This is a genomic window from Streptomyces montanisoli (assembly GCF_017813245.1).
Taxonomy (GTDB): domain Bacteria; phylum Actinomycetota; class Actinomycetes; order Streptomycetales; family Streptomycetaceae; genus Streptomyces; species Streptomyces montanisoli.
Window position 1 is genome coordinate 1 of sequence record NZ_JAGIQL010000098.1, and the last position, 26,003, is coordinate 26,003.

Genomic DNA, 26,003 nt, shown 5'->3' on the forward strand with positions numbered 1-26,003 from the left:
CTCGTGCAGACCGCGCTGACGGTCGTGGTTCTCGCGATCGTGGCCGTACTGGTCGGCTGGCGGATCCACGAGGGCGTCGGCAAGATGTTCGCCGCGTTCGGGCTGCTGCTCCTGCTCGGCTACGCGTGCGCGACGCTCCTGGCGCGCCACCGGCACCCCGTAGCCACCGCGTACGTGGTGGTCGCGGCGGTCCTCGTCTACTTCGGCGCCGGATACCCCTACGGGCCCGTCCTGTTCACCTGCGCCGTCGCCGTGTTCGCCGCGATCGTCGCCGGCCACAGGCGCGCGGCCTGGGGCGCGGCCGCCGTGCTCTGGGCCGGGCACGTCCTCGTCATGCACTGGCTCTACCGCTGGCTGCCGCCGCCCGGCGACCACGCGGGCGGCTGGATCGGCGAGACCGCGCTCGCCGCGTGGGCGCTCGTCGTCCTCGCCGCCTCCGAACTGCTGCGGACCCGGCGAGAGCAGTGGGCCCGCGAGCGGCGGGAGCGCGCGGCGGCCGAGGCGCGCCGCAGGGACGAGGAGCGGCTGCGCATCGCGCGGGAGCTGCACGACGTGCTGGCGCACTCCCTGTCCGTCGTCAATGTCCAGGCCGGCGTGGGCCTCGCGCTGCTCGACTCCGACCCCGAGCAGGCGCGCACCGCGCTCGCCACGATCAAGACGGCGAGCAAGGAGGCGCTCGGCGAGGTGCGGCAGGTGCTCGACACCCTCAGGACACCGGGCGACGCGCCCCGCACGCCCGCACCGGGCCTCGACCGGCTGCCGGAACTCGCGGAACAGGCCGCGGGCGCGGGGCTGCGCGTCGACACGCGCACCGAGGGCGCCTCGTACCGGCTGCCACCCGGCGCGGACCTCGCGGCCTTCCGCGTCGTCCAGGAGGCGCTGACGAACGTCGTGCGCCACTCCGGCTCCCGGACCGCCTCCGTGCTGATCCGCTACCTCCCGGACGCTCTGGAACTGCGTGTGGACGACGCCGGCCCGCCCACCGGCGAGGAGGCGGGCGGCAGCGGCAACGGGCTCACCGGCATGCGGGAGCGTGCGGCGGCCCTCGGCGGCCGGGTCGAGGCGGGCCCGCGCGAGGACGGCGGCTTCCGGGTCCGCGTCACCCTGCCCGTGAAGGGACCGGCACACCCATGAGGAGACAGAGGAGACAACCGTGATCAGGGTCCTGCTCGCCGACGACCAGTCGCTCGTGCGCGCCGGCTTCCGCGCCCTGCTCGACGCGCAGGGCGACATCGAGGTGGCGGGCGAGGCCGCGGACGGCGCCGAGGCACTGCGCCGTGTACGCGAACTGCGCCCCGACGTCGTGCTCATGGACATCAGGATGCCGCTGCTCGACGGGCTCGCCGCCACGCGGGAGATCACCGCTGACCCGGGCCTCGACGGTGTGCGCGTCGTCATGCTGACCACGTTCGAGCTGGACGAGTACGTCTTCGAGGCGATCCGCTCGGGTGCCTCCGGCTTCCTCGTCAAGCACACCGAACCCGACGAACTCCTGCGCGCCGTACGCGCCGTCGTCGCGGGCGACGCCCTGCTGTCGCCCGGCGTGACCCGCAGGCTCATCGCGGAGTTCGCCTCGCGCTCCAAGTCGCCGGAGCACACCACGGCGCTCTCCGGTCTCACCGACCGGGAGCGGGAGGTGATGGCCCTCGTCGGCATCGGCCTGACGAACGAGGAGATCGCGCGCCGCCTGGTCGTCAGCCCGCTCACCGCGAAGACCCACGTCAGCCGCGCGATGGTGAAGCTGGGCGCACGCGACCGCGCCCAACTCGTCGTCCTCGCCTACGAGACGGGTCTTGTGCGTCCGGGCTGGCTGGGCTGAGTGGTGGCCCTCGCGCCACCGTCCGCCCCCGGCCGCTCGGCGGCGGCCTCCCAGGTGGTCAGGAACGCCAGCCGCAGGCAGCCGGCCAGAGCCGGGTGCTCGATGAACAACGTGGTGGTGGACTCCTTGCCGGCGACCGGGTCCGGCATGTCGCACAGCACGAGCGCGGAGTCCGCGATGACGAGCTTGAGAGGCAGCTCGTCGGCGAAGCGGGCCTGCTCCCCGGCTTCGGCGAAGCGTTCGATGTGCTCGACCGTACCGGGGTCCGCCAGCGAGTCGTTGAGATAGATCGCCTTGGCGGCGCCACCCGTGCGGGACAGCCGGCGCACGGCCTTGACGCCGTCGGCGTTGCCCGACGGGTCGATGAACGGCGGCTTGCAGAACGTCAGGAGCTCGCGGTGCGCGTGCTGCTGCACGTCGGCGAAGCGGAGGGCGATGGCGTTCGGGTCGCGCAGGATCGCGATGTAGTCCAGGGGATCGGTGTTCATCCGCCCTTCGGTCCACACCGGCTGGAGCATGGAGACCAAGCCTTCCGATGCCCGGTCCAGCCGTTCCAGCGCCGCTCGCTGGTGGGACATCAGGCGCGCGAGGGCCAGCTCCGGGGGGACGGCCGAGTAGTTCGTCACCTTTCCGGGACGCACGGTGGCCAGCTGGCGCCGGACCAGGGCGTCCAGCACGTCGTAGACCCGCTGCCGCGGCACCCCGGCCTCGCGGGCGGCCTCCGCGGCCGTGTACGAGTCACGCCCGATGAGGGCGAGATACACGCGAGCCTCGTAGCGGGCCAGCCCGAGGGCGACGAGGTCACCGACAGCTTCATCTCCCAACTTCATGACTCCAGACAGTAGATGACCGCGCATCGAGGCGCGGATCTTACGTTCCTTTTGCTGAGACATGGTGGCTTCTTGGCCTGGTGTCTCAATAGCTTCCACTTCAGCGCCACCACTGGACAGGGTGGCACCCCCCACGCCACCCAGTGATCGGCGCCACCTTCGGCTTCCGGAGGCTCGTCCGGACGGTGAATTGTCATGCGCTCGCCATGCGCAGGGCTTTGTCCCGACGTCCGCCGCGGAGCCTTCCCCCACACGGAAGGCACGTCATGTCGTCCCATCGCAGAAGCACACTGATACGCCGCAGCGCACCGGCCCTGCTCTCCGCAGCCCTGGCCGGCGGCGGCCTGATGGCCGTCCAGACGCCGGCCTTCGCCGCACCGGCGCCCACCCAAGCGACGGCAAACGAGACCGCCAACGCCACCGCCGACGCCGCGAAGTCCGCTTCGGCCGTCCACGTGCGCCACTTGTGCTCCCAGCAGACCAAGCCCGGCTACATGGCGTGCAACGCCCTGGTCCGCACCGACCTCAAGGCCTACAAGTCCCTGAACCCGCACGCCGCCCCCCAGGGTTACGGACCCGACGAGCTGAAGTCCGCGTACAACCTTCCGGACGGCGGCAAGGGCCAGACCGTGGCCATCGTCGACGCCAACGACGACCCCAACGCGGAGCAGGACCTGGCCACCTACCGCAAGCAGTACGGCCTGCCGGAGTGCACCTCCGCCAACGGCTGCTTCTCCAAGATCGACCAGAACGGTGGGACCAACTACCCGGCGCCCGACGCGGGCTGGGCCGGGGAGATCTCCCTCGACCTGGACATGGTCAGCGCGGCGTGCCCGCAGTGCAACATCATGCTGGTCGAGGCCAAGACCGCGAGCATGGACGACCTCGGCACGGCGGTGAACCAGGCGGTGACGAAGGGCGCCAAGTTCGTCTCCAACAGCTACGGGGGCAGTGAGGACGCGTCGGACCAGCAGGCCGACGACCGGTACTTCAAGCACCCCGGGGTCGCCATCACCGTCAGCTCGGGAGACAGCGGCTACGGGGTCGAGTACCCGGCCGCCTCGCCCTACGTGACGGCTGTCGGTGGCACGTCGCTGAGCCAGGGCGGCAGCGGTTCGCGCGGCTGGTCGGAGAAGGTCTGGGGCTCCAGCGCCGGCGGCGAGGGCGCCGGCTCCGGCTGCTCCCAGTACTCCACCAAGCCGTCATGGCAGAAGGACAGCGGCTGCGCCAAGCGCGCCGTCGCGGACGTGTCCGCGGTCGCCGACCCGGCCACGGGCCTGGCCACCTACGACAGCTACCAGGCCGGCGGCTGGCAGGTCGTGGGCGGCACCAGCGCCTCGTCCCCGCTCATCGCCGCGGTCTACGCGCTCGCGGGCGCCCCGGGCTCGACCGACACCCCGGCGTCCTACCCGTACGCCCACACCGGCGCGCTCAACGACGTGACCAGCGGCTCCAACGGCTCGTGCGGCACGTCGTACCTGTGCACCGCGGGCCAGGGCTACGACGGCCCGACGGGCCTGGGCACGCCCAACGGAACGGCGGCCTTCACCAAGTGAGCCCCTCCCGTCCGGCCCGAATAAGGGCCGGGCGGGAGGCCATCGCACTCCCGGGGCAGACACGGCCTGCGGCCGTGACGTTCACTCGCGCGTGACGGTGCCGGAGCGGCGGCCGGCCGACAAGACGACGTCGACCAGCCGCTCCGCCGCGTCCGGCCGGCCCTGCGATCGGGCAGCCGCCGCCATCGCCGTACGCCGGGCCGTATCCGTCAGCAGCGGCTGGACCGCCTGACGCAGCCGGCCCGCCGTGACATCTCCGACGAGCGCGACCGCAGCGCCGGCCTCCTCCAAGTGGCGCGCGTTGTGCGTCTGTTCATTGCCTGCGGACGTGGCCAGCGGGACGAGGACGGCCGGCTTGCCGAGTGCGGTCAACTCGGCGAGCGTCCCCGCGCCGCTGCGCGAGACCACGACGTCGGCGAGCGCCAGGACATCAGGCAGCTCCGGGCCGACGAACCCCGCCAGGTGGTAGCGCCGGGCCTGCGCCGGAGGAAGCGATGCGGCCGCTGCCCGCAACTCGTCCACGTTGCCGGGGCCGCACTGGTGGACGACGTTGGCGTGGTCCAGCAACCATGGCAGGGCGTCCCGGACGGCGGAATTGATCTGCTGGGCTCCCTGAGCGCCGTCGGTCACGTACACGGTCGGCAGCTGCCGGTCGAAGCCGAACAGGCCCAGCGCCTCCACGGCGTTGTCCGGGTGCCCGGACAGCACCTCCGGCCGCACCGGATTGCCGGTGACGACCGCTCTTTCGCGCACCCCATCGGGCAGGAGAGGCAGTGTCGACTCCGACGACACCGCGATGCGCGTCGCCGACCCCGCCAGCCGGCGGTTCGCGAGCCCCAGACGCACGGTCTGCTCATGCAGCACCAGCGGACGGCGGCACATCCGCGCGGCCAGCCCCGCGGGCACCGCCACGTAGCCGCCCGTCGCGAGGACGGTGTCCGGACGAAAGCCCGCGACGATCTGCCGGGCCTGGGCAACACCGAGCGGCACCCGCGCCATGTCCTTCACGTTCGCCGGGCCGATCATCTTCAGCGGGTTGCCGGAGCGGCGGATCTTGCCGGTGGCGACGGTGGCGAAGGCGATGCCCTCGGCCGGCGCGACGCGCGCTTCCAGGCCGTCGTGCGCGCCGATCCACAGCACGTCGAGGACTCCGCCCTCGGCCGTCAGCCTCCGCTGGAGCGCGCGGATGGCCGTCAGTGCGGGATACGTGTGCCCGCCGGTTCCGCCCCCGGTGACGAGCAGGCGGAACGTACGCGGCAAGGCGGGAAGAGCACTGTTCACGTGGCGCACCCTAATGGCCCCGCACCACTCGGGCGGGCAATTCCCGCCCATGGGAGGCGGTCGACTCCACGTCCTGCCCGCGTCCGGCGAGCGCGTGCTGGTCCCGCCTGCCAGGGCGTGCACTGACAGCGGTTCCGCATCGTTGCGAGCGATGGTCAAGAGTCCTGGACGAGTTCTCTGGTGGCGATCGCTGACCAGACCTGCTGAGCGAGGGCGTCGGCAGGGGAGCTGCCGTCGACGGTCAGGTCGCAGTCGTCGCGGACGGGCTCGATGTACCGGTCGTGGGCGGCGCGGCGGTGGTCGAGATAATTCCGTAGGAGGACGTCGAGAGGGAAGCCGTCCCGCAGGCATTTGCGCTCGATCTTCCGGGCCAGGCGAAGATCGGCCGGCAGGTCGATGAAGACGTCGAAGCGTGCACACGCTGTCTGCGGGGTGATGCGCTGGGCGAAGAGGCCGTCGACGATGACGACAGGTGAGTCGGCGAGTGCGGCGTCGGTGTCGTAGGAGAGGCGCGCGAGGTCCAGCGACCGGGGGTCTCCGACGTCCAGCCGTGACACCCCGGTCTCATCCGGCGTCCCACACCCCACGTTCGGGGATTTTGGAGTAGTAGTCGTCGCCGTGGAGTACCCGTGCGGGCGCCTGGGGTGCGGAGGCGACCAGCGCGGCCGCCAGCGTCGTCTTGCCTGCTCCTGCTCCTCCGGTCAGCGTCACGAGCATGTGAAGCCTCTCTCCTCGCATGAGTGTGGCGGTCCGAGAATCGCACGATGCGTGAGCGGCGCATGGAGCGCCCGTGTCCTGACGGCCTCGGAAGGAAGCACCACCACCCTCCGCACCGTCGGGTAGCGCGGGCCCTGGGCAGTGTCACCCGCGCCGCCCGGCTGCACCCGCATGCAGGGCGCGGCGCGCGCTACGTCAGGCCTCCGGCGGATGCCGGCCCGCGCCGCGTGCCGCGTAGCCGAGGGCGGCTGCCAGGGCCGCGAGGACGCTGACCGTTGTCAGCGCGATCGGCATCGACAGCCAGTCCGCCAGGAAGCCGATCACCGGCGGGCCGACCAGCATGCCCCCGTAGCCGAGCGTCGACGCCGTGGCCACGCCGCCGGGGCCGGCGAGTGCGCCCGCGCCGCCGATCGCGACCGGGAAGATGTTGGAGAGGCCGAGGCCCATCACCACGAAACCGGCGAACACCAGCCAGGTGACCGGCGCGAGAGCGCCGACCAGCATGCCGCCCGCCGCCATCAGGCCGCCCGCGACCAGCACGCCGGTCTGGCCGAAGCGTTCCTGCACGGCCGTGCCCGAGACCCTTCCGACGGTCATGGCGAGCGCGAACGCCGAGTAGCCGAGCGCCGCGACGCCTGGCGCCGCGCCCAGGTCCTGCGTCAGGTGCAGGGCGCTCCAGTCGGACACCGACCCCTCCCCGTACGCCCGTGCACAGCGCGATCACCCCGAAGAGCGCGACCACCTTTCCGGTTCGCGCGCGCGTCGTGCGGGCCGTGGTGGAGCCGGGGGACGTGCCGGGCGCCGCCCGGCGCACGCTCTCGCGCGGCGGTACGGGTTCGGGCCCGCGCAGCAGGAACGGCGCGAGCGCCCCTGCCGCGGCGACTCCCACCGCCGCGAGCAGTGCCAGGTGCGTCATGGCGCTCATGCGCGTCGCGACGAGCCCGCCGAGCGCGGCGCCGGCCATGCCGCCGAGGCTGTAGACCGCGTGGAAGCTGGAGATGATGGGCCGTCGCAGCGCGGCCACCAGGTCGACGGCGACCGCGTTCATCGCCACGTTCAGCCCGCCGTACCCCGCGCCGAAGACCACGAGCACGAGCCCGAGTGCCACGGTGGAGTGGGTGAGGGCGGGCAGCGCGACCGCGAGGGACATCAGCGCCGCGCACACGACCGTCACCGGGCGCGAGCCGAAGGCCCTGCAGAGCCGGCCCGTGAGCGTCATGGTGACGACCGCGCCCGCCGATACGCCGAGCAGGGCGAGCCCGAGTGCGCTCGCCGAGGCGCCGGTCTGCGCCTTGACCGCGGGGATCCGCACGACCCACCCGGCGAAGACGAAGCCGTCGAGGCCGAAGAACAGCGTCACGACCACGCGCAGCCGTGACAGGTGCCGGCGTTCGGCCGCAGCCGCGTCGGAGTCCGGCGGACCGCCTGTCCGGCCGTCGTACGATGAGCCCCTCACGGGTTTGTTCAAGTGCGGCACAAAAGCAGCATAGGGACAGGTGCGCAGGACGACAAGGGAGAAGGCGGCGATGCGGATCATGGGAGACTCGGGCCCATGAACGGCAAGGCGATCCCGACCCGTACGCGTCTGGAGCGCGGCAGGAGCGCGCTCGGCCCCGCGCTCGAACTCGTGCACACGGGCCGCGCGCCGACGCGCGCCGTGCTCACGTCCGAGCTCGGCGTCACCCGCGCCACCGCGGGCGCCGTCGCCGCGGAGTTGGAGGCGCTCGGGCTGATCAGGGTCGACTCGCGGCCCGGCGCGGGCGCCGGTTCCCAGGGGCGGCCTTCGCACCGGCTCGCCGTGGACGAGGCGGGGCCCGTCGCGCTGGCCGCGCAGGTGCACGCGGACGGGTTCCGGGTCGCGCTCGTCGGGCTGGGCGGCAGGATCGTCGCCACCGCCGCCGGCCGCTCGGTCGTGGAGGCCGATCCCGCACAGGTGCTCGGCGCGTGCGTCGCGGCGGGCGAGGCGCTGCTGCGGGAGGAGGGCAGGCGGTGCGTGGGCGCGGGGCTCGCCGTGCCGTCGGCGGTGGCCGAGCCGGAGGGGACCGCGTTCAACCCCGTGCACATCGCCTGGCCCTCGGGCGCCCCGGTCCAGCAGATCTTCACGGAGCGGGTGCGGGCCATCGGCATCGGCGGACCCGTCTTCACCGGCAACGACGTGAACCTCGCCGCGCTCGCCGAGCACCGCCACGGTGCGGGCCGCGGCGCGGACAACCTGCTGTGCGTGGCCACGGGCCACCGAGGGGTCGGCGGCGCGCTGGTACTGGGCGGCCGCCTGCACACCGGAAGTTCGGGGCTCGCGCTCGAAGTGGGACACCTCGCGGTCAACCCCGAGGGCAGGCCCTGCTACTGCGGCGGCAGGGGCTGCCTCGACGTGGAGACCGACCCGCTCGCCTTCCTCACCGAAGCGGGCCGCGAGCCCGGCCCCGAGACCAGCCTGCTCCAGCAGGCCGCCTCGCTGGTGCGTACCGGACGTGCCGAGTCCGCCGTGCGGTCCGCGACGCACCGGCTGATCGACCGGCTCGGCCTGGGCCTCGCGGGCCTGGTGAACATCCTCAGCCCCGACCGCATCATCCTCGGCGGCCTGCACCGCGAGCTGCTGGAGGCCGACCCGGACCGGCTGCGCGCGGTCGTCGCGGACCGCAGCCTGTGGGGTCGCAGCAGCGCCGTCCCCGTGCTGGGCTGCACGCTCGACCACAACAGCCTGGTCGGAGCGGGCGAGGTGGCCTGGCAGCCGGTACTCGACGACCCGCTGGGCGCGCTGGCCGCGCTGACCGGCTGACACGGCGATCACCCAACGTGATCGCCGGCCAGTGGCCGCCAGCAGGGTGAACAGCCTGGGCTCTCCGCCCGGCGCGCGGGCTTCGTCCGCAGGGCACGGGCGCGGAGGCGCCGTACGCCGCAGGGCCAGCGCCCGGCCGGCCGTCGTACTTCCCGCGCGGTACGCCAGGTGCCGCCGGCCGTACGACGACGCGGACGCACGCGGGCGGGAGGCTCGGAAGCGTCAGGAAACACCGCGGACACGTCGCGGCGCATCCCGCGGACACGCGGAGACGTTTGGAGTTGAGCCCCATGAACACGCTGGCATTCCACGGCGGCGGACCCGGCCCGTGGATCCTGTTCGTGCCCCTCGTCTGGGCCGCGGTCATCGCCACGGTGGTCACCCTCGTACGGAAAACGGGACGCTTCGGCGGACGCGCCCTCGGCCACGGCGGCCCCTGGCAGCACGGGCGCGGCGACGACCCGCAGTCCCCGATCGCGATCATCGGCCGCAGGTTCGCCTCGGGGGAGATCGACGAGGACGAGTACTGGCGCAGGCTGTCCGTCCTGGACGAACAGTTCGGCAGGCCGGGAGGCAAGACCGGCGGCGTGCTCTGACACGCCCCGAAGCGGCCCGCCTCCAAGCGGCACGGCCCGACGCGTGCCGAACCGGCGCTGGACGTCCGCGATCCCGGGCGGGACGGCCGCGAACCGGCGCGGGCCGGCCGTGACCTCGGGCGGGACGGCCGCGAGCCCGGGCTGGCCGGTCGCGATCCCGGGCGGGCCGTCTGTGAACCGGCGCTGCACGGCCCTGACCCCGCGTGGTCGGCCGTGAACCGGCGCGATCCCGCGTGGGCAGGCCGTGATCCGGCGTGGGACGGCCGCGAGCCCGGGCGGGCCGGTCGCGATCCCGGGCTGGCCGGTGGCGATCCCGGGCGGGCCGGTCGCGAACCGGCTTGGGACGTCCGCGACACCGCGTGGGTCGGCCGCGAACCGGCGCGGGAGGGTTGTGATCCCGCGTGGGAGGGCCGCGAGCCCGGGCTGGACGGTCGCGAGCCCGGGCGGGCCGGCCGTGAACCGGCGTGGGACTGCCGCGATCGCGGGCTGGGCGTCCGCGAACCCGGGCGGCGAGGCCGAAAGGCCGGGCAGGGCGACCGACGCCCTGCCCGGCCCGCCCAGCGGCGCCCGGACGGCTCAGCCCATGACCACCGTCCTGGCCGTCGCGTGCCCGTACTCCAGGATCACCGCTTCGAGATCCGCCCCGTCGAACGGCCCGTCGGTGGCCGCCCCGTACACGGGGCAGTGCGCAGGTCTCGCCGCCACGGACCCCGGCGGCGCCGGCAGGGTGAACCACACACTCTTGCCGCTCGCGCTCGGGCGCACGCCCCAGCTCTGGCTGACCGCCGCGATCAGTGCGAGACCGCGGCCCCCCGTGTCGTAGGTGTCCGCGTCCGTGAGGTTCGGTACGCGGGGATCGTGGTCACTCACGGACACCGTGAGGCTGTCGAGCAGCAGCGCCACGTCCACCGTGCACCGCTTGTCCGGCTGCGCGTGCCGGTGGACGTTGGTCAGCAACTCGGTCACTCCGAGTGCCGCATGGTCGATCAACGGGTCAAGGCGCCAGTAGCGCAACTGCGCCGAGATGATTCTGCGGACCTGTCCGATCCGCGACGGCAGGGCATGGAGCTCCACCGTGCAGTGCCTGCTTTGCTGGCTGATCACGGCTGCGACTCCCCGAATTGAGTTCGGAAGAAGCGAGGTTCGCCATCCGGCTGCCGGCTCGCGACCCGGCCGCCGTTGCTACCCGGCGGGGCTGGATCGCAGCGTCACCGCCGTTTCACCCTGAGTGAAGTGAGACCAGACTGGACCCGCGGTGCCGGTGCCGCAACTCGCGCGCGACGCGGCCAGGCCCGGGCGCCGCCTTATGGCTACCCAAAGTGAGCGTTTTGCGGGGCCCTGCGGTTGACTTGGCCCATGGCCGAGCACCGTCCCACCCCCGCGCACGCCCCCGCGGCACCCGTCACCGCGGCACCCGTCACCGAGCCCCTCGCCCCGCGCGCCGAGGTCGCCTCCACCATGGACGTGGACCGCAGCGACGCCGCGTACCGCGCCTGGCTCAAGGAGGCCGTGCGCCTGGTGCGCGCGGACGCCAACCGCTCGGCCGACACGCACCTGCTGCGCTTCCCGCTGCCCGACCGGTGGGGCGTCGACCTGTACCTCAAGGACGAGTCGACGCACCCCACCGGCAGCCTCAAGCACCGGCTCGCACGCTCGCTCTTCCTCTACGGGCTGTGCAACGGGTGGATCAGGCCCGGCAGGCCGGTCGTCGAGGCGTCCAGCGGCTCCACCGCCGTCTCCGAGGCGTACTTCGCGAAGCTGATCGGCGTGCCGTTCATCGCCGTCATGCCCCGCGGCACCAGCCGCGAGAAGTGCCGGCTGATCGAGTTCCACGGCGGCACCTGCCACTTCGTCGACGACACCCGCACCCTGTACGAGCAGGCCGCGCGGCTCGCGTCGGACGGCGGCGGCCACTACATGGACCAGTTCACCTACGCCGAACGTGCGACGGACTGGCGCGGCAACAACAACATCGCCGAGTCGATCTACGAGCAACTGCGCCTGGAGCGCTACCCGGTTCCCGCCTGGATCGTCGCCACCGCGGGCACGGGCGGCACCTCGGCGACCATCGCGCGCTACGCCCACTACATGGGCCACGACACCCGCGTCTGCGTGCCCGACCCGGAGAACTCCTGCTTCTTCGACGGCTGGACCCGGCACGACCCGGCGGCCACCAGCAGCAGCGGCTCAAGGATCGAGGGCATCGGGCGGCCCCGCATGGAGCCGAGCTTCGTCGCGGGCGCGATCGACCGCATGATGAAGGTGCCGGACGCGGCGAGTGTCGCGGCCGTGCGCACCCTGGAGCGGATCGTCGGGCGCAAGGCCGGCGGCTCCACCGGCACCGGTCTGTGGAGCGCGCTGCGCATCGTCGCCGAGATGGTGGAGCGGGGCGAGAGCGGCAGCGTCGTCACGCTGATCTGCGACGCGGGCGACCGCTACCTCGACAAGTACTACTCGGACGGGTGGCTCGCCGAGCAGGGCCTCGACATCGCCCCGTACACCGCGGCGCTCGACCACTTCCTGCTGCACGGCGGTTGGCCGCGGCCCTGAGCCGGGGAGCCGGGGAGCCGGGGAGCCGGCCGGCACACGGCACATCCGCGCGGCGACGTGCCGGTCAGCTCTCCGGCAGGGTGAGGCGCCGGTCCAAGGCGCGCATCGCGTCACGGAACGACCGGCCGATCGCGGGGCGCGCGGCCCGCACGACCGCCCGGTACACGGCCGTGCCGTCCGTCGCGACCGTCCAGCGCACCCGGGTGGCCCCGCCCGCGGGAACCAGCAGCCAGTCCTCGACGAGCGCGGTCATGCCGGGCGCGTTGGTGCGGTCGGTGCGGTAGGCGTACCGCGTGGCGGGCTCCGCGACGAGCACCGTCTCCCAGAACTGGCCGCCGCCCCGCAGCCGCACCTGCCGTCCCTCCGGCGTCCGCGCCACCGCGACCAGGGGGCCGAACCAGTCCGGCCAGTCCTCCACGCACTCGGCCAGCTCCCGGTACACGGCGGCGGGAGGCGCCGCCACCTCGGCGCCGAAGGCCATGCACACCGGTGCCGACTCCACGAACTCCGGCCCTACCGGGCGTCCACGTCGGAGCACGGTCCTCACTTCCCCAGCGACTCGACGGGGCAGGCCGCGCCGCTCACGGCGCCGCCCTACGAGAGGGATTCCACCGCGGGGGCCGCTTGAAGCCTCCACCTGGGTGGCGAGCCGGGCCGTCACCTCCACCGCGCCCGGTGCGAGCCCCGTACCGCCATCGTCGTCGCACGTGCCGCGGCCCGCACTCTCCCGCGGTTCACATGATCGAGGCGACGGCGCTATCGCCCCGGCGGCCACCGATGACCTGCCGTGCACCAGCCCGGGCTCGCCGGACGCGGGCACACGCGAAGTCCCGCGGATCGGCGTGCGCCACGAACGCGAACCTCAGGTCTGCCGGGTCCGCCCTGCGCTCAGCAGGTGGTCGACCTCCCGGCCGAACATCAGCCGTCCCGCGTCCGCGGTCACCCCGTCGAACAGGTGCGGCAGGAACGCGACGCGCAGGTCCTCCACCCACGACACCCGCGTCACCCCGGCGCCGTCCTCGCGCACCCGGATCTCCGCCCAGCCCTTCACCGTACGGCCGCGCTTCTCCAGCCGGCAGCGCCCCGCGCCGCCGCCGTCGGGCGGGCACCACACCACGATCTCCATCGGGTCGTCGAACCCCACCGGCCCGACCCCGGTCCTCGCGACGATCACCGTGCCGACGCGCGTGGGGCCCGGCGTCCTCACGTGCATCCGCGTCAACGGGACGCGGCTCGCCTGCGACGGCCAGTCGGTCAGCCGCCGCCACGCCTCCACGGCGCCCAGCGCCGGCGTGCGCTCCACCTTGAAGGCCGTCATCCGAACTCGGGTCCCTCCCGTACGGCCCCCGCCACCACGAGCTCCGCCAGCCGCTCCTCGATCTCCTCCTGGGCCGAGGGCGGCAGGCCGGCGTCCGTCACCAGCGTGTCGACCTGGTCCAGCGTCGCGAACGAACTGAGCCCCACCGTGCCCCACTTGGTGTGGTCCGCGACCACCACCACCTGCCGTGCCGCCTGCACGAAGTGCCGGTTCGTCTCCGCCTCGGCGAGGTTGGGCGTCGACAGGCCCGCCTCCACCGAGATGCCGTGCACCCCGAGGAAGAGCACGTCGAAGTGGAGCGAGCGGATCGCCTGGTCGGCGACCGGACCCACCAGCGAGTCCGACGGCGTGCGCACGCCGCCCGTCAGCACCACCGTCGCGGCACCCTGGCGGTGCCCGCCGGACGGGGACGCGGGCTGCGCCGCGTGGAAGACGTCCGCGACACGCACCGAGTTCGTCACCACCGTCAGGTCAGGCACGTCCACGAGACGCTGCGCCAGCGCGTACGTCGTCGTGCCGCCGGACAGCGCGATCGCGCTGCCTGCCGCGACGAACTCGGCCGCGGCCCGCGCGATGTCCTCCTTCGCGCTGAGTTCGAGCGCCGACTTGGCCTCGAACCCCGGCTCGTGCGCGCTCGCGTCCGCCACCGGCACAGCGCCGCCGTGGACCTTCGCGACGGCTCCCTGCCTGGCGAGGATGTCCAGATCCCGCCTGACGGTCATGTCCGACACCCGGAGCGTGCGGGTGAGCTCGTTGACGCGGACGCCCCCGCGCCTGCGTACCTCGTCGAGAATCAGCGCGCGCCGCTGCTCGGCGAGGAGGTTCCGGCTGTCGCCCACCGACCCACCCCGTCCTTCCCCTTCGTGCCTTCGCGTAAGACGATCCTCCGCGGACCTGCTCATCCTCGCACGCGCCGGCTCGTGCGGAACGGCGCGTGGTGGGAAAGCATTCGACACGGCCGGGGGATTTTCCGTGGACACGGGGAAGAAGCGGCCCGTCGATCCGGGATGCTTGGCCCCGCCGCCCCGCACGGCACCCACCTCGTCCCCGCCCGAGAGCGAGCCGCCACCGTGACCCCACCGCCGCCGGCACGTGAACCCGTCCCGCCGCCGCTCCCCGCGTCACCCCCGGCGCCCCGCCCCGGCGCCGAACTCGAACTCCTCGTGCACGGCGTCGGCGGGCACACCCCGCAGGAGATGCTCGACAGCGCCCGCACCGTACGGGTCAGCGGCGACGGCACGGCGGCCCTCTACCGCCGGGTGGACGACACGGAGGCCGAGCGGCGCGCCGACCCCGCCGCTGCCGGGCCGGGACCCGTCCAGGAGGCCTACTGCTGGTCGGGGCTCACCTCGGGCGGAGCGTCCCGCGCCCTGTGGCTCCTCCTGCTGCCCTTCATGGTGGCCAACCTCGCCCACTGGATGCGCCCCGACACCCACGGCCTGCCGCGCGTGCGCAGGCTGTACGGCGCCCTCGTGCGGCTCGTCGCCCTCTCGTTGACCGTCCTGTTCACCGCCTCCGCCTGCGAGGTGGCCCTCGATCTGACGGCCTGGCAGTGCGCCGGATCGGCGGCCTGCGCGGCGCACCGGTCGTGGCTCGCCTTCCTCGCGCCCGCCCACCACGGCTGGTGGTCGCAGCCGGGCCGCAGGCTCGCACTCGCCGCCGTCGTCCCGGCCGCGCTCGTCGCGCTGCTGTGGTTCCTGTCCGCCCGCACGTGGGCCCGGTACGAGAACCAGCGGCCCCCGGGCGACGACGAGGAGCACGCGGGCCCGTACGACCCGGCGTCGCCGCGCCCGGCGCTGGCACGTCCGGGGTTCTGGTACGGCCGAAGGAGCGTCGCCCGGCTGCGCGGCGCGCACACCGCCGCCGGGTTCCTCACCGTCGCCGCCACGCTCGCGGCCGCCACCGCACGCCACGACGCCGCCGCCGGAGGGACGCTCGCGCTGCCGGGAAGGCTGCTGCAGGCGGCGCTCGCGGCGGCCGCGCTGACGGCCGTCTGGGTGGTGTGCCGCAGCGGGCGCAGCGAATCCGTCCGCGATCGCCGCGTCGACCGCGGCCTCACCACGGGCCTGCCCTGCGCGAGCCTCGTGCTGCTGTGCCTCACCGCCCTGTACGCGGGCTGGTCACGGCCGGGCTGGCGGTCCTCGGGGATGCTCACGGGCGACGCCGGATACCGCGTCATCGCACTCGCCCAGGCCGCGCTGATCGTCGCGCTCGCCCTGGCCGCTGCCCTCCTGCACGCCACCACGCACAGGCCCGCCACCGCGCTGCGCGGCCTCGGCGGACCCGCCGTAGCGGTGCTCGCCTGCGGCACCGCAGGCGTGATGACCGGCGGCGTCGCCCAGCGCGTGGCGGACTGGCTCGACGGCGGCGCCACCCCCGGCATGGCCGGCGCCGCGGCTCCGGCCCCGCCGCCGCTGCTGAGCTGGCAGGCGTCCGTCATCCCGGTCCTGCTGGTGCTGCTGCTCGTGCCCGTCGCCGTGCTCGCGGTACGCACCGCGCGCGCCGCCCGCGCCGGGCGGGCGCGCGTCGAGGCCGACTACGGCGTGGGCGACGACGCGGGCGCGCCACGGGCCGATGCCGTGCGGACCCGGCTGATCGCGAGGCGGCGCGCCCTCGTCCGCCTCACCGACGAGGCGCCCTGGCTCGTCGGGACGCTCGCCGGGGCCGCCCTGCTGCTCGGCGCGGTGGCCGTGGCACTCTCCTGGGCGTCGGGCGAGGTGCCTGGGCGGGCCGCGCGGCACGCGGGCGCGTTCGTCGCGGGCGCCGCCGAGACGGCGCAGGGATTGGGCTCGTGGTTCGTCGGCTTCGGCTTCCTCGCGTTCGTCACCCTCGGCAGGCTCGCCTACGCGCGCTCCTCCACCCGGCAGACCATCGGCATCCTGTGGGACGTCGGCACCTTCTGGCCGCGCGCCGCCCACCCGTTCGCGCCGCCCTGCTACGCGGAGCGCGCGGTGCCCGACCTGGCGTGGCGCATCCGCACGTGGACGGGCGCCACCCGCGGGAGGCTGGTGCTCTCCGCGCACTCCCAGGGCACCGTCCTCGCCGCGGCCACCGTCTGGCAGCTCGACGACGCCACCCGCTCGCGCATCGCGCTGCTCACGTACGGGGCGCCGCTCGAGCGGCTGTACGGCAGGTGGTTCCCCGCCTACTTCGGCGAGCCGCAACTGACGCAGCTCCACCGCGAACTGCGGCGCTGGCGCAACCTGTGGCGTGACACCGACTCCATCGGCGGCCCGGTCGGCGCGACCGACGGGGGGCGCCTGCCCGACGTCGACAGGGGGCCGCTCAAGGACCCCGCGTCGTACGGGCGCTCCGCGGCGCACCCGCTGCTCGAAGGCATCGAGGGCCACGGCTCGTACCAGGCCGACCCGGCGTTCGCCGAGGAACGCGCCGCCCTGTTCGGCCTGTTGCCGCCCGGCGTGCCGGAACAGCAGCAGCGCGCGGCCGGGCAGCCCCAGGACGGCCCCGGGCGTGCGCAGGCCGGTCCCGGGCACGCGCGGGGTGGCCCCGTGCAGCCTCAGGACAGTACGGGCAGGTCGTCCGCGTAGAGCAGGGTCAGGTCGTCCGTGCTGGCCTCGGCCAGCTGGGCGACACGCCCCGCGTGCCGCTCGACCATCGACTCGAACGTCTGGCGCGCGCTGCGCCCGTTGCCGAACGAGGGGCCCTTCGGCAGCGCGGTGAAATACGCGAGCAGCGCCTCGGCCGCGCCGTCGCCGAGGCGGTACTCGTGCTCGTCCGCCTGCTGCTCCACGATCCGCAGCAGCTCACCGGGGCTGTAGTCGCCGAAGGTGATGGTGCGGGAGAAACGCGAGGCGACACCGGGGTTGGTGGCGAGGAACCGCTCCATCTCCGCGGTGTACCCGGCCACGATCACCACCACCGCCTCCCGGTGGTCCTCCATCAGCTTCACCAGCGTGTCGATGGCCTCCTTGCCGAAGTCGCGGCCCGAGTCCTGCGGCGACAGCGCGTACGCCTCGTCGATGAACAGCACCCCGCCGCGCGCCCGGTCGAACGCCTCCTGCGTGCGGATCGCCGTCGAGCCGATGTGCTCGCCGACGAGGTCCACGCGCGACACCTCGACGAGGTGGCCGCGCTCCAGCACGCCGAGCGACGCCAGGATCTCGCCGTACAGCCTGGCGACCGTCGTCTTGCCGGTGCCGGGGGAGCCGGTGAAGACGAGATGGCGGCGCACGGACGCCGCCTTGAGCCCCGCCTCCTTGCGCCGCCTGCCCACCTCGATCATGTCGGTCAGCGCCCGCACCTCGCGCTTGACGCTGTCGAGGCCGACCAGGCCGTCCAGCTCGGCCAGTACGTCACCGGAGAGCCTGGCTGGCGCGTCCGGAGCCGTGGCGGCGGGGGAGCCGGCCGGGCCGGCGGCGACGGCGGCCGCCGTCGCCTGCGCGGGCACCGCGCCGAGCAGTGAGGGGACCTGCTCGGGCGCCGCCACCCTCCTCGGCTCGGGTCCCGCCGACACCGTGCCGCTCTCGTCGGACGTGCAGTCCTCCACGACGGGCCCCTCGTCCGTGAACTCGTAGCCGCCGCGCGCGCACCGCTCGGTGCGGCAGCGGCTCAGCGTCGTGCGGCAGCCGTCCATGATGTGGAAGCCGTACCCGCCGCTGCCCGTGACCCGGCAGCCACGGAACGTGCCGCGGCCCTCCGCGGACACGTAGAAGCCCGCCTCGGACGGCGAGCTGATGACACAGCGCTCGATCGCCGGGTCGGCACCCCTGGTGACGATCACGCCCGTCTGCACGGAGTCCACCGTGCACGAGGCGAGCGTGCCGCCACTGCCGTGGTCGCGGAACCAGGCGCCGGTCGAGGCGTGGCTGATGCGGCAGTCGTCCAGCTGCACCGTCGCGCCGTCGCTGACCGAGACGGCCGTGTTGCGCACCTGGGTCAGGTCGCTGTCCACGACGTCCACGCGCGAGCCTCGGTCCAGGACGAACAGCGCGTCCGGCACATCGTGCACCCGGCAGGAATCCAGCACCGCGGTGGCACCGTCGCTGACCCAGACCGCGGGGTAGTCGCCCGTCGAGTCGTGTATCTCGCACTGGTTCGCGTCGACGCGCGTGCCCGGGTCCCACACGGACAGCCCGTTGCGGCCGAACCTGCGGACCGTGGAGCGGGTCAGCGTCAGGACCGAGCGCGACCGCAGGTCCACCGCGTTCTCCGGCACGTCGTGGATGTCGCAGTCGGACAGCGTCAGCACGGCGTCCGTGTCGAGCGTGACGCCGTCCGCCGTCGTACGGTGGACCGAGGAGTCGGTGAGGTGCGCGGCACCGCGCGAGGCGATCTGCACCCCGGCACCCTTGACCTCGTACACCTCGCAGCCGATGGCCTCGAGGCCGCTGTTCTCGCCGCTGACGCTGATCCCGGCGCCCGAGGCGTGGTGCACGCGGAAACGTTCGAGCCGCGGATGGGCGCCGCCGCTCACCGACACGCCCGCCTGCCCCGCCGCGACGATCTCGCACTCCTCGAACACGCCCCCCGCTCCGTCGAGCACCGCGAGGCCGACGCCCGCCGGGTTGTCGACCGTGGTGCGCCGCACGGTGGGCCTCGCCGCGCCCCGCACCTCGATGCCGGCGGCGGAGCGCGTCACGATGCGCAGGTCGAGCAGTTCGGGCGTGCCGTCCTCGACCAGCAGCGCGGGCGCCGCCGAGTCCTGCCCCTCCAGGTGGATGTCCTGCACGGTCGCCGAGGCGCGCACGGTCAGCGGCACGCCGTCGTACGGCGCGAGCCGCACCGAGCCCGCCGACCCCTCGGGGCCCCGCAGCGTCACCGCGCGCCCCACGACGAGGTTCTCCCGGTAGGTGCCCGGGGCGACCGTGAGGATGTCACCGTCGCTCGCGGCCTCCAGGGCTGCGGCGAGAGAGGCGTACTCACCCGTGCGGCGCCGCCACCGCGATGTACCCGAGTGCGTCACCTGGACCGTGCCCTGTGCCATGGCGCTGTGCTGCCCCCACCTCGTGCGACTGCGGTGCTCCCGGCCGCGACGAGGACCGGGTCGCGCACCACGTTAGCGCGCACGGCGGACGCGAGTTGACGTGACGAGCCCGCCGGGCGGCGCGGAGCGGCGGGGGAGTGGGCGGCGCCCGATGGGCCGTGCCCGTACGGCGCGCCGGGCGCTCGGCCGCTCCGGTCAACTCCCGGTGCCCGTACGGCCCCAGTCGGGCCCCAGCTTGGCCCACTGCTTGTCCAGGCGCTTGTACCGCCGCTGCACGATCTCCCACACGGCCAGCCGCCAGGCACCCAGCACGAGCAGCGCGGCGAGCAGTGCGGCGACGACACCCGAGAACACGGCGTGGAAGTGCGCGACCGAGGAGTTCATCGGCGGCGGCACCTGCGTGCCGTGCGTGTCCGACCAGATGCTGAAGGTGTCGCCGGGCTCGAGACGGGTGCTCGGCGCCGTGACCGTGCCGACCTTGTGGGCGCCGCCCGGCGTCGTCCACCGCGCGATCACGCGTGCGTCGGTGTTGCGCCCCGCCGCGGACTCCGGGTCGAAGATGCCGGTTCCCGCGCGCTGCCCCGTGTCCGCCACCATGACCGCACGCGACACGTGCCGCTCGTGCTGCTGGACGGCCACCGTGTGCTGCAGCGACGAGTTCAGCACCGCCCCGCTCAGCCACCCCGCCGCCGGCGCGCCGAGTACGAGCAGGAGCGCGGCGAGCACCGCGACCCACGCCTCCACCAGGTCGGTCGTCCGGCGCAGGGGGTTGTGCCGCCATCGCCAGATACCCAGTACCACTCTCACCGTCCCGCACCCCCTTCCGTGGGAAGCAACGCAGCCGCCGCAGGCTCGGGTTCCCGCGGTGGCACGGCTCACACAGCGCTCACAAAGAAAGCGGCAAGGGCGGGAGAGCGCGGCGGGGCGGCGTACGAACACGGCAGGGCGGCTCCGTGGCGGAGCCGCCCTGCCGTGTTCGTACGGGGACCTCCCAGGGGTCCGGTCCGTGCCCGTCGTCGCGGGTCAGTACCCCCGCCCCTGGTAGGGCCTGTTGTACGGGTCCTCGTAGGGCCCCGGAGCCGGTGCGGGCCGCATCGGTGCCGCGGGGCGCATGGGTCCTGCGGGGCGCATCGCGTCGTAGCCCGTGGCCGGTGCGGGGCGCTGCGCCATCGGGCGCTGCGGCTGCTGCTGGTAGCCGGGCTGCTGGCCGGGGTAGCCGCCGCGCGGCTGCTGGGCCTGCTGCGGGATGTACGGCGCCGGCGCCTGCTGCAGCGGGACCGGCTGCTGCATCTGCTGCGGGTAGCCGTAGGGCTGCTGCATCGGCTGCGAGGGCGCCGCCGGCAGCGCGGGCAGCGACGACGGCAGGGCGGGCAGGTAACTGGAGCCCGTGTCGTACGCGGCGGGCACTCGGATCGGAGCGATCTGAGGCGTGCCCCGCTCCGCGACGAGCGAGTCGTAGATCGGGGTGTCCGGGAAGGACGGCGCGGCGTAGTAACCGCCGCCGTAGGAGCGGGGGGAGGTCATGGGACAGAGATTAAGCCCACCATGTGCCTATTGGGGAGTCCGGTTAGACGGTTCTTTAGGCAGTTCTGCGTGACCCCGGATCCCCAATGCGAGCGAACTTGTCAAAATCGGTCGCCGTGACGGGTTTGAATCATGTAAAGGCAAGTGGGGTACGGGTTACCGACGAGTCGCATCCGGCGCGCACGCGCCGGTGAGATTACGTTGGAATCATGGAAAGTCCGGTAGGGACGCGGCGCGCTGGGAGAGATCATGTCCATGCTTAAAGGCGCCAATGTGCAGGTGCTCGCTCCTGCCGTACACATCGAATTGGGCTGGAGTCCCCGTCCGGGTACGCCGGACGTCGACGCGTCCGCACTGCTGCTCGTGTCGGGCCGCGTCAGGTCGGACGCCGACTTCGTCTTCTACAACCAGCCGTCCGACCCGTCCGGCGCCGTGCGCCACGAGGGCAAGCGGACGGGCGGACCGGCCGTGACGGACACGCTCGGCGTGGACCTCGCGCGCGTCGAACCCGCCGTGGAGCGCGTCGTGATCGCCGCCTCCGCCGACGGCGGCGGCACGTTCGGGCAGGTGCCCGGGCTCTACGTGCGCGTCCTCGACGCCGCGTCCGGCGCGGAGATCGCGCGCTACGACAGCGACGGCGCGACGGTCGAGACCGCGTACGTCATCGGCGAGCTCTACCGGCGCCAGGGCGGCTGGAAGTTCCGGGCGGTGGGGCAGGGATACAGCACCGGACTCGCGGGCCTGGCAACGGACTTCGGGATCACGGTCGACGAACCCTCCTCCGCCGCAGGGACGTTGAGCCCGCCCGCCGCACCCTCGACGCCGCCCGCGCCCCCCGCACCGCAGGCGTCCCCCGTACCGCCGCCCGCCCCGGCGTTCCCCCCTGCGCCCGACCCCACACCGCCCGCTCCGGCGCCCGGCGCGCCGGTGGCGCCCGGTGCCTCCTCGGCCACGTCGCAAGCCGCCGCGTCACCGTCACGGCCGGTCAGGCTGTCCAAGGTCACCCTGACGAAGGACGCGCCCACCGTCTCGCTCGCCAAGCAGGGCGGCGGCTCGGGAGCCCTGCGCGTGAACCTCAACTGGCAGATGCGCCACAAGCAGCAGCAGCCCAAGGGCTGGGGCGCCAAACTGGGCCGCGCGCTCGCCGGCCCCGCGACCCTCGACCTGGACCTGTGCGCCCTCTACGAGCTCACCGACGGCCGCAAGGGTGTCGTGCAGGCGCTCGGCAACGCCTTCGGATCGCTGCAGCGGCCCCCGTACATCCACCTCGACGGGGACGACCGCACGGGCGCCGTCGCCAGCGGCGAGAACATGACCGTCAACCTCGACCACACCGACGCGTTCCGGCGCATCCTGATCTTCGTCACGATCTACGAGGGCGCGCGCAGCTTCGCCGACCTCGAAGCGGGCGTCACCCTCCAGCCGCAGCACGGCGCGCCGATCGAGTTCTCGCTCGGCGAGTGCACGGTCCCCTCCCGGGTGTGCGCGCTCGCGCTGCTCACCCGTGAAGGGTCCGACCTGGTCGTCCAGCGCGAGGCGCGGTTCCTCGTGCCGGACCGCGGCGTCAGCCCGCAGCGCACCGTCGACCGCGCGTACGGCTGGGGAATGGACTGGACGCCGGGCCGCAAGTAGCCGCGGGGCGCGCGGCGTCGGGACGGCTCCGGCGTCGGGGTAGCCCCGGGCGCCGGGGGCGGCCCTGGCGCGGGGGCGGCCTCGCGTCACGGCTCCTGGGCGGCCTCCGGGCGCGCGTACGTGCGCCCCTTCCACGCGGCGCCGCGCCCCCGGTAGTGCTGCACGGCCGAGTCGACGGTCATCAGCAGGTACAGCAGCGCCGTGAACGGCAACAGCGGCGCCGTCCACAGGGGTTCGCGGTAGTAGCGCAGCATCGGCAGGTACGAGCCCGTCATCACGGCCCACGCCGCGGCCCCCGCCCAGCCTGCCCAGGCGCCCGCGCCGGCCAGGCCGGCGATCGTCATCGCGGGCGGTACCAGGTAGATCAGCGCGAGCCCCGCCACCGTGCCGAACAGCACCAGCGGGTTGTGCCGCAGTTGGGCGTACGCGCTGCGCGAGACCATCTTCCACAGGTCGGCCAGGCGCGGGTACGGCCGTACGCTGTCCACCCGTTCCGCCAGCCCCAGCCAGATCCTGCCGCCCGACGCCTGCACGGCGCGCGCGAGCGACACGTCGTCGATCACGGCCTGGCGGATCGACTCCGGGACCCGCGCGCGCTCCGCCGCCTCCGTCCGCAGCAGCACGCAGCCGCCCGCGGCCGCTGCCGTGCGGAGAGACGGGTTGTTGACCCAGCGGAACGGATACAGCTGGGAGAAGAAGTACACGAACGCCGGAACGACGAGCTTCTCCCACAGGCTCGCCACCCTGAGGCGCGCCATCTGCGAGACCATGTCGTAGCCGCCGCCGCGCGCGGCCTCCACAAGCGTGCGCAGGCTGTCCGGCTCGTGCGCGATGTCCGCGTCCGTCAGCAGCAGGTAGTCGGGGTTGTGGCCGCGCGCCAGCGCGATGCCGTGCCGCACCGCCCACAGCTTGCCCGTCCAGCCCGGCCCGGGCTCGCCCGGGGAAGAGACCGTCAGCGGCAGCCCGCCGTCCCGCTCGGAGAGCTCCCGCGCCAGCTCACCCGTGCCGTCGCTGCTGCCGTCGTCGACGAGGAAGACCTCGGCCCTGCCCGGGTACTCCTGCGCGAGCAGGGACGGCAGGCTCGACGGCAGCACCTCCGCCTCGTCCCTCGCCGGCACGACCACGGCCACCGAAGGCCACTGCCCCGGCGCGGGCAACCCGCGCGCACCCGACGGCAGGCGCTGGTCCGTCCGCCAGAAGAAGCCCTGCCCCAACAGAAGCCAGCACCAGACGGCCAGCGACACCACGGAGATCCACACAACGACGCTCACCCGCCGCAGTCTGCCCCACACCGGGCGGCCGGTCACGGTCGACTAGGGTGACGTCGTGAAGATCGCGCTGATGGACTCCGGTATCGGCCTGCTCGCGGCGGCCACCGCGGTGCGCCGGCTTCGCCCGGACGCCGAACTCGTCCTGTCCTGCGACCCCGAAGGGCTGCCCTGGGGGCCGCGCACGCCCGAGGACATCAGGGGCCGGGCGCTGGCCATCGCGCACGCCGCGTCGGCGCACCGGCCCGACGCCCTCATCGTGGCCTGCAACACCGCGACCGTGCACGCCCTGCCCGCGCTGCGCGCGGCCTTCGAGCCAGGCCTGCCGGTCGTCGGCACCGTCCCCGCGATCAAGCCGGCCACGGCCGGTGGCGGTGCCGTCGCGGTGTGGGCCACCCCCGCCACCACGGGCAGCCCATACCAGCGCCGGCTGATCGCCGAGTTCGGCCAGGGCGCCGAGATCACCGAGGTGCCGTGCCCCGGGCTCGCGGACGCCGTGCAGGGCGCCGACGACGAGGCCATCGACCGCGCGGTGGCCGCCGCGGCCGCGCTCACCCCGGCGGATGTGCGGGCCGTGGTCCTCGGCTGCACTCACTACGAACTGGTGGCGGACCGCATCGCCGCCGCCGTCGCGCCGGGCGCCACGCTGCACGGATCGGCCACGGCGGTCGCGACCCAGGCGCTGCGCCGCATCGGCGCGGACCCCGCTCCGGAAGCGGAGCCCGCGGGGCCGCCCGTCGTGCTGCTGAGCGGCCGGTGGTCCGACCTGCCGCCCGAGGCGCTCGCCTACGCGCAGGGCCGCCTGCTGGCCCCGGTCGGCCGTCCCGTCTGAGCACCCCGCGGCGGCCGCCGCCACCTGGGCGGCCACCGGCCCCTGCGCGCGGCGTGTCGAGGTTCACGGACAGTGTCCCGTTCCGGCCGAACACAAGGGGCCCACTTCCCGGGAACGTGGGTACGCTGCATGCCATGACGGAGCACTCACGGCAGCAAGGCCCCGCAGCCCAGGCCGCGACGACCCTGTCCGAGCGCTGGTCGGGCCGGGCGACCAACCGCGTGCAGTGGCTGCTCGCGGCGGTGGGCGCCGCGTGCATCGCGCTCGGCGTCGAGCTCGCCGTCGACTCCTCCTGGACGTCCGGGGTGGCCGCGCTCTTGATGTCCGTGATCGGCTGCTTCGCCGCTGGCCTCCTGATGCTCTTCGGGACCCTCGCGTTCGTGCACGTCGGCGTGCGGATCGACGAGGAGTGCCTGGAGGTGCGGTGCGGCCACATCGGCGTGCCGCGCCGCCGCATCCCCCTCGCGCACGTCATCGACGCGGACTTCGCGCCCCGTGTGACACCGCACCAGTGGGGCGGCTGGGGCTACCGCTGGCGACCGGAGAAGGGCACCGCGGTCGTGGTGCGCAGGGGCGAGGGACTGGTCCTGCGGATGCTCGACGGACGCGACTTCACGGTGACGGTGGACGACGCCGAGGCGGCGGTGCGCATCCTGCGCGCCCGCTGCCGCGCGTCCCGCGCGGGCAGGGCCGCGTAGCGCGCCTGAAGGCGCGCTTTGGGCACGCACGGGGGCCCGGTGCCCATGCGCCCGGCGCCCCGGGCCCCCGTCTGTCGGCCCGGTCCGGCGCGGCGCGGCGCCTCCACCGTGCGACGGGCTCGCCCTCGACGGAAACCGGCGCCCCCCGGGCCCGGTGTGAGGCACATCCCCAAGACTCGTCGGGACGACGTATTGGTCGGGCATCCCGAAGGCTGAAAGGCGCGCGGGCCCAGGCGCCGCGCTCGGGGCGAGGCGTACAGCGGGGCCCTGCCCCGCCGCCACCCAGACGGGCTCGGTCCCGGGCCGCGAACGGAACGCAACTGGGCGGGGCCCGGGGCCGCCGGCATCCGCCCTCATGGGTCCGGCAGGGTCCGGCGCTTCCGGCCCCGCCGCTGGAGCAGCGCCTGCCTCATGCGGTGGGTCCGGCGCGTCGGACCGGCGCGACTCGCGGCGGAGGCAGCGCGGAACCTGGCAGGACCCGTCGGCGCACCTGCCTGCGCGCCCCGCGGCAAGACGCGGCGGGGCAGAGTGCGCCGGGGCGGGCAGGGCCTGCGGCCCTGTCGGGCGGATCGGTAGAGCACAGGTCTGGATTCCTGTCAGCGACATATCTAGTATGCCGACTTGTGGCTAAGAAAAAGGGGGGGGGGGGCGGAGGGGGG

Annotated in this window: 22 protein-coding genes and 1 pseudogene; 10 read left to right on the forward strand and 13 right to left on the reverse strand. The window is 74.1% G+C overall.

Annotated elements, in window-relative coordinates:
• Window positions 1-3: 3 nt before the first annotated feature.
• Window positions 4-1,134, forward strand: a complete 1,131-nt coding sequence (locus JFN87_RS21530) for a sensor histidine kinase (protein WP_307865543.1) — start codon at window positions 4-6, stop codon at window positions 1,132-1,134.
• A gap of 19 nt (window positions 1,135-1,153) precedes the next feature.
• The gene (locus tag JFN87_RS21535; RefSeq protein ID WP_209342367.1) at window positions 1,154-1,819 is read left to right on the forward strand and encodes a response regulator transcription factor; all 666 of its coding nucleotides are present in this window, start codon (window positions 1,154-1,156) and stop codon (window positions 1,817-1,819) included.
• Here the strand turns inward: JFN87_RS21535 and JFN87_RS21540 are convergent.
• A complete protein-coding gene (locus tag JFN87_RS21540; RefSeq protein WP_209342368.1) occupies window positions 1,780-2,649 on the reverse strand; it encodes a TrmB family transcriptional regulator in 870 nt (289 codons plus the stop codon). The two genes, JFN87_RS21535 and JFN87_RS21540, sit on opposite strands and share 40 nt — an antisense overlap.
• Window positions 2,650-2,915: 266 nt before the next feature.
• Here JFN87_RS21540 and JFN87_RS21545 point away from each other — a divergent pair, with 266 nt between their 5' ends.
• Window positions 2,916-4,205: a S53 family peptidase gene (locus tag JFN87_RS21545; protein ID WP_209342369.1), complete on the forward strand. Its 1,290-nt coding sequence runs from the start codon at window positions 2,916-2,918 to the stop codon at window positions 4,203-4,205.
• A gap of 81 nt (window positions 4,206-4,286) precedes the next feature.
• On the opposite strand, the gene JFN87_RS21550 is transcribed toward JFN87_RS21545, so the two are convergent.
• From JFN87_RS21550 to JFN87_RS21560, 4 genes and pseudogenes are all read right to left on the reverse strand, one after another.
• The gene (locus tag JFN87_RS21550; RefSeq protein ID WP_245180751.1) at window positions 4,287-5,645 is read right to left on the reverse strand and encodes a UDP-N-acetylglucosamine--N-acetylmuramyl-(pentapeptide) pyrophosphoryl-undecaprenol N-acetylglucosamine transferase; all 1,359 of its coding nucleotides are present in this window, start codon (window positions 5,643-5,645) and stop codon (window positions 4,287-4,289) included.
• The gene (locus JFN87_RS21555; RefSeq protein ID WP_307865542.1) at window positions 5,642-6,043 is read right to left on the reverse strand and encodes a hypothetical protein; all 402 of its coding nucleotides are present in this window, start codon (window positions 6,041-6,043) and stop codon (window positions 5,642-5,644) included. Before JFN87_RS21555 ends, JFN87_RS21550 begins: the two co-directional genes overlap by 4 nt.
• Window positions 6,044-6,050: 7 nt before the next feature.
• Window positions 6,051-6,203 (reverse strand): hypothetical protein, encoded by a 153-nt coding sequence (locus tag JFN87_RS33760; RefSeq protein WP_245180753.1) that lies wholly within the window; start codon window positions 6,201-6,203, stop codon window positions 6,051-6,053.
• Between the two features lie 195 nt (window positions 6,204-6,398).
• A pseudogene (locus tag JFN87_RS21560) lies at window positions 6,399-7,680 on the reverse strand (MFS transporter).
• 75 nt (window positions 7,681-7,755) lie between these two features.
• Here JFN87_RS21560 and JFN87_RS21565 point away from each other — a divergent pair.
• Window positions 7,756-8,982 carry an ROK family protein gene (locus JFN87_RS21565; protein ID WP_209342372.1) on the forward strand — a complete coding sequence of 409 codons (1,227 nt, stop codon included), beginning with the start codon at window positions 7,756-7,758 and terminating at the stop codon, window positions 8,980-8,982.
• Window positions 8,983-9,272: 290 nt separating this feature from the next.
• The gene (locus tag JFN87_RS21570; protein ID WP_209342373.1) at window positions 9,273-9,578 is read left to right on the forward strand and encodes an SHOCT domain-containing protein; all 306 of its coding nucleotides are present in this window, start codon (window positions 9,273-9,275) and stop codon (window positions 9,576-9,578) included.
• Between the two features lie 576 nt (window positions 9,579-10,154).
• Here JFN87_RS21570 and JFN87_RS21575 read toward each other — a convergent pair.
• Window positions 10,155-10,682 (reverse strand): ATP-binding protein, encoded by a 528-nt coding sequence (locus JFN87_RS21575; RefSeq protein WP_209342374.1) that lies wholly within the window; start codon window positions 10,680-10,682, stop codon window positions 10,155-10,157.
• A 354-nt stretch (window positions 10,683-11,036) separates the two neighbouring features.
• Here JFN87_RS21575 and JFN87_RS21580 point away from each other — a divergent pair, with 354 nt between their 5' ends.
• Entirely contained in the window at window positions 11,037-12,128 is a 1,092-nt protein-coding gene (locus JFN87_RS21580; protein WP_209342391.1) for a PLP-dependent cysteine synthase family protein, read from the forward strand.
• Window positions 12,129-12,192: 64 nt separating this feature from the next.
• Here JFN87_RS21580 and JFN87_RS21585 read toward each other — a convergent pair whose 3' ends face one another.
• The 3 genes from JFN87_RS21585 to JFN87_RS21595 all read right to left on the reverse strand — a co-directional run bounded on the left by JFN87_RS21585 (window position 12,193) and on the right by JFN87_RS21595 (window position 14,285).
• Window positions 12,193-12,609, reverse strand: coding sequence for an SRPBCC family protein (locus JFN87_RS21585; protein ID WP_245180762.1), 417 nt, complete (start codon window positions 12,607-12,609; stop codon window positions 12,193-12,195).
• Window positions 12,610-12,990: 381 nt separating this feature from the next.
• Window positions 12,991-13,446: an SRPBCC family protein gene (locus tag JFN87_RS21590; RefSeq protein WP_209342376.1), complete on the reverse strand. Its 456-nt coding sequence runs from the start codon at window positions 13,444-13,446 to the stop codon at window positions 12,991-12,993.
• Window positions 13,443-14,285 carry a DeoR/GlpR family DNA-binding transcription regulator gene (locus tag JFN87_RS21595; protein ID WP_209342377.1) on the reverse strand — a complete coding sequence of 281 codons (843 nt, stop codon included), beginning with the start codon at window positions 14,283-14,285 and terminating at the stop codon, window positions 13,443-13,445. Before JFN87_RS21595 ends, JFN87_RS21590 begins: the two co-directional genes overlap by 4 nt.
• Window positions 14,286-14,453: 168 nt before the next feature.
• Here JFN87_RS21595 and JFN87_RS21600 point away from each other — a divergent pair, with 168 nt between their 5' ends.
• Window positions 14,454-16,994, forward strand: a complete 2,541-nt coding sequence (locus JFN87_RS21600) for a hypothetical protein (RefSeq protein WP_372449266.1) — start codon at window positions 14,454-14,456, stop codon at window positions 16,992-16,994.
• On the opposite strand, the gene JFN87_RS21605 is transcribed toward JFN87_RS21600, so the two are convergent.
• The 3 genes from JFN87_RS21605 to JFN87_RS21615 all read right to left on the reverse strand — a co-directional run bounded on the left by JFN87_RS21605 (window position 16,964) and on the right by JFN87_RS21615 (window position 20,914).
• Entirely contained in the window at window positions 16,964-19,390 is a 2,427-nt protein-coding gene (locus JFN87_RS21605) for a right-handed parallel beta-helix repeat-containing protein (RefSeq protein WP_209342378.1), read from the reverse strand. The genes JFN87_RS21600 and JFN87_RS21605 overlap by 31 nt on opposite strands.
• Window positions 19,391-19,585: 195 nt before the next feature.
• Window positions 19,586-20,197 (reverse strand): Rv1733c family protein, encoded by a 612-nt coding sequence (locus tag JFN87_RS21610; protein ID WP_209342379.1) that lies wholly within the window; start codon window positions 20,195-20,197, stop codon window positions 19,586-19,588.
• A gap of 216 nt (window positions 20,198-20,413) precedes the next feature.
• Window positions 20,414-20,914, reverse strand: coding sequence for a DUF6643 family protein (locus tag JFN87_RS21615; RefSeq protein WP_209342381.1), 501 nt, complete (start codon window positions 20,912-20,914; stop codon window positions 20,414-20,416).
• A gap of 249 nt (window positions 20,915-21,163) precedes the next feature.
• On the opposite strand from JFN87_RS21615, the gene JFN87_RS21620 reads away from it, so the two are divergent.
• Window positions 21,164-22,546 carry a TerD family protein gene (locus JFN87_RS21620; protein WP_504739784.1) on the forward strand — a complete coding sequence of 461 codons (1,383 nt, stop codon included), beginning with the start codon at window positions 21,164-21,166 and terminating at the stop codon, window positions 22,544-22,546.
• An 86-nt stretch (window positions 22,547-22,632) separates the two neighbouring features.
• Here JFN87_RS21620 and JFN87_RS21625 read toward each other — a convergent pair whose 3' ends face one another.
• The gene (locus JFN87_RS21625) at window positions 22,633-23,817 is read right to left on the reverse strand and encodes a glycosyltransferase (RefSeq protein ID WP_209342383.1); all 1,185 of its coding nucleotides are present in this window, start codon (window positions 23,815-23,817) and stop codon (window positions 22,633-22,635) included.
• Window positions 23,818-23,872: 55 nt separating this feature from the next.
• Between JFN87_RS21625 and JFN87_RS21630 the strand changes: the two genes are divergently transcribed.
• On the forward strand, window positions 23,873-24,646 hold the full coding sequence (locus JFN87_RS21630) for a glutamate racemase (protein ID WP_209342385.1): 774 nt from the start codon (window positions 23,873-23,875) through the stop codon (window positions 24,644-24,646).
• 134 nt (window positions 24,647-24,780) lie between these two features.
• Window positions 24,781-25,344: a hypothetical protein gene (locus JFN87_RS21635; protein ID WP_209342387.1), complete on the forward strand. Its 564-nt coding sequence runs from the start codon at window positions 24,781-24,783 to the stop codon at window positions 25,342-25,344.
• The last annotated feature ends 659 nt before the right edge of the window (window positions 25,345-26,003 follow it).

Bases quoted from the DNA above. Each gene is read 5' to 3' on its own strand.
- JFN87_RS21540 (WP_209342368.1), bottom strand. From the start codon at position 2,649: ATGAAGTTGGGAGATGAAGCTGTCGGTGACCTCGTCGCCCTCGGGCTG.
- JFN87_RS21565 (WP_209342372.1), top strand. From the start codon at position 7,756: ATGAACGGCAAGGCGATCCCGACCCGTACGCGTCTGGAGCGCGGCAGG.
- JFN87_RS21635 (WP_209342387.1), top strand. From the start codon at position 24,781: ATGACGGAGCACTCACGGCAGCAAGGCCCCGCAGCCCAGGCCGCGACG.
- JFN87_RS21615 (WP_209342381.1), bottom strand. From the start codon at position 20,914: ATGACCTCCCCCCGCTCCTACGGCGGCGGTTACTACGCCGCGCCGTCC.
- JFN87_RS21580 (WP_209342391.1), top strand. From the start codon at position 11,037: ATGGACGTGGACCGCAGCGACGCCGCGTACCGCGCCTGGCTCAAGGAG.
- JFN87_RS21590 (WP_209342376.1), bottom strand. From the start codon at position 13,446: ATGACGGCCTTCAAGGTGGAGCGCACGCCGGCGCTGGGCGCCGTGGAG.
- JFN87_RS21585 (WP_245180762.1), bottom strand. From the start codon at position 12,609: ATGGCCTTCGGCGCCGAGGTGGCGGCGCCTCCCGCCGCCGTGTACCGG.
- JFN87_RS33760 (WP_245180753.1), bottom strand. From the start codon at position 6,203: ATGCTCGTGACGCTGACCGGAGGAGCAGGAGCAGGCAAGACGACGCTG.
- JFN87_RS21570 (WP_209342373.1), top strand. From the start codon at position 9,273: ATGAACACGCTGGCATTCCACGGCGGCGGACCCGGCCCGTGGATCCTG.
- JFN87_RS21605 (WP_209342378.1), bottom strand. From the start codon at position 19,390: ATGGCACAGGGCACGGTCCAGGTGACGCACTCGGGTACATCGCGGTGG.
- JFN87_RS21600 (WP_372449266.1), top strand. From the start codon at position 14,454: ATGCTTGGCCCCGCCGCCCCGCACGGCACCCACCTCGTCCCCGCCCGA.
- JFN87_RS21545 (WP_209342369.1), top strand. From the start codon at position 2,916: ATGTCGTCCCATCGCAGAAGCACACTGATACGCCGCAGCGCACCGGCC.
- JFN87_RS21620 (WP_504739784.1), top strand. From the start codon at position 21,164: ATGTCCATGCTTAAAGGCGCCAATGTGCAGGTGCTCGCTCCTGCCGTA.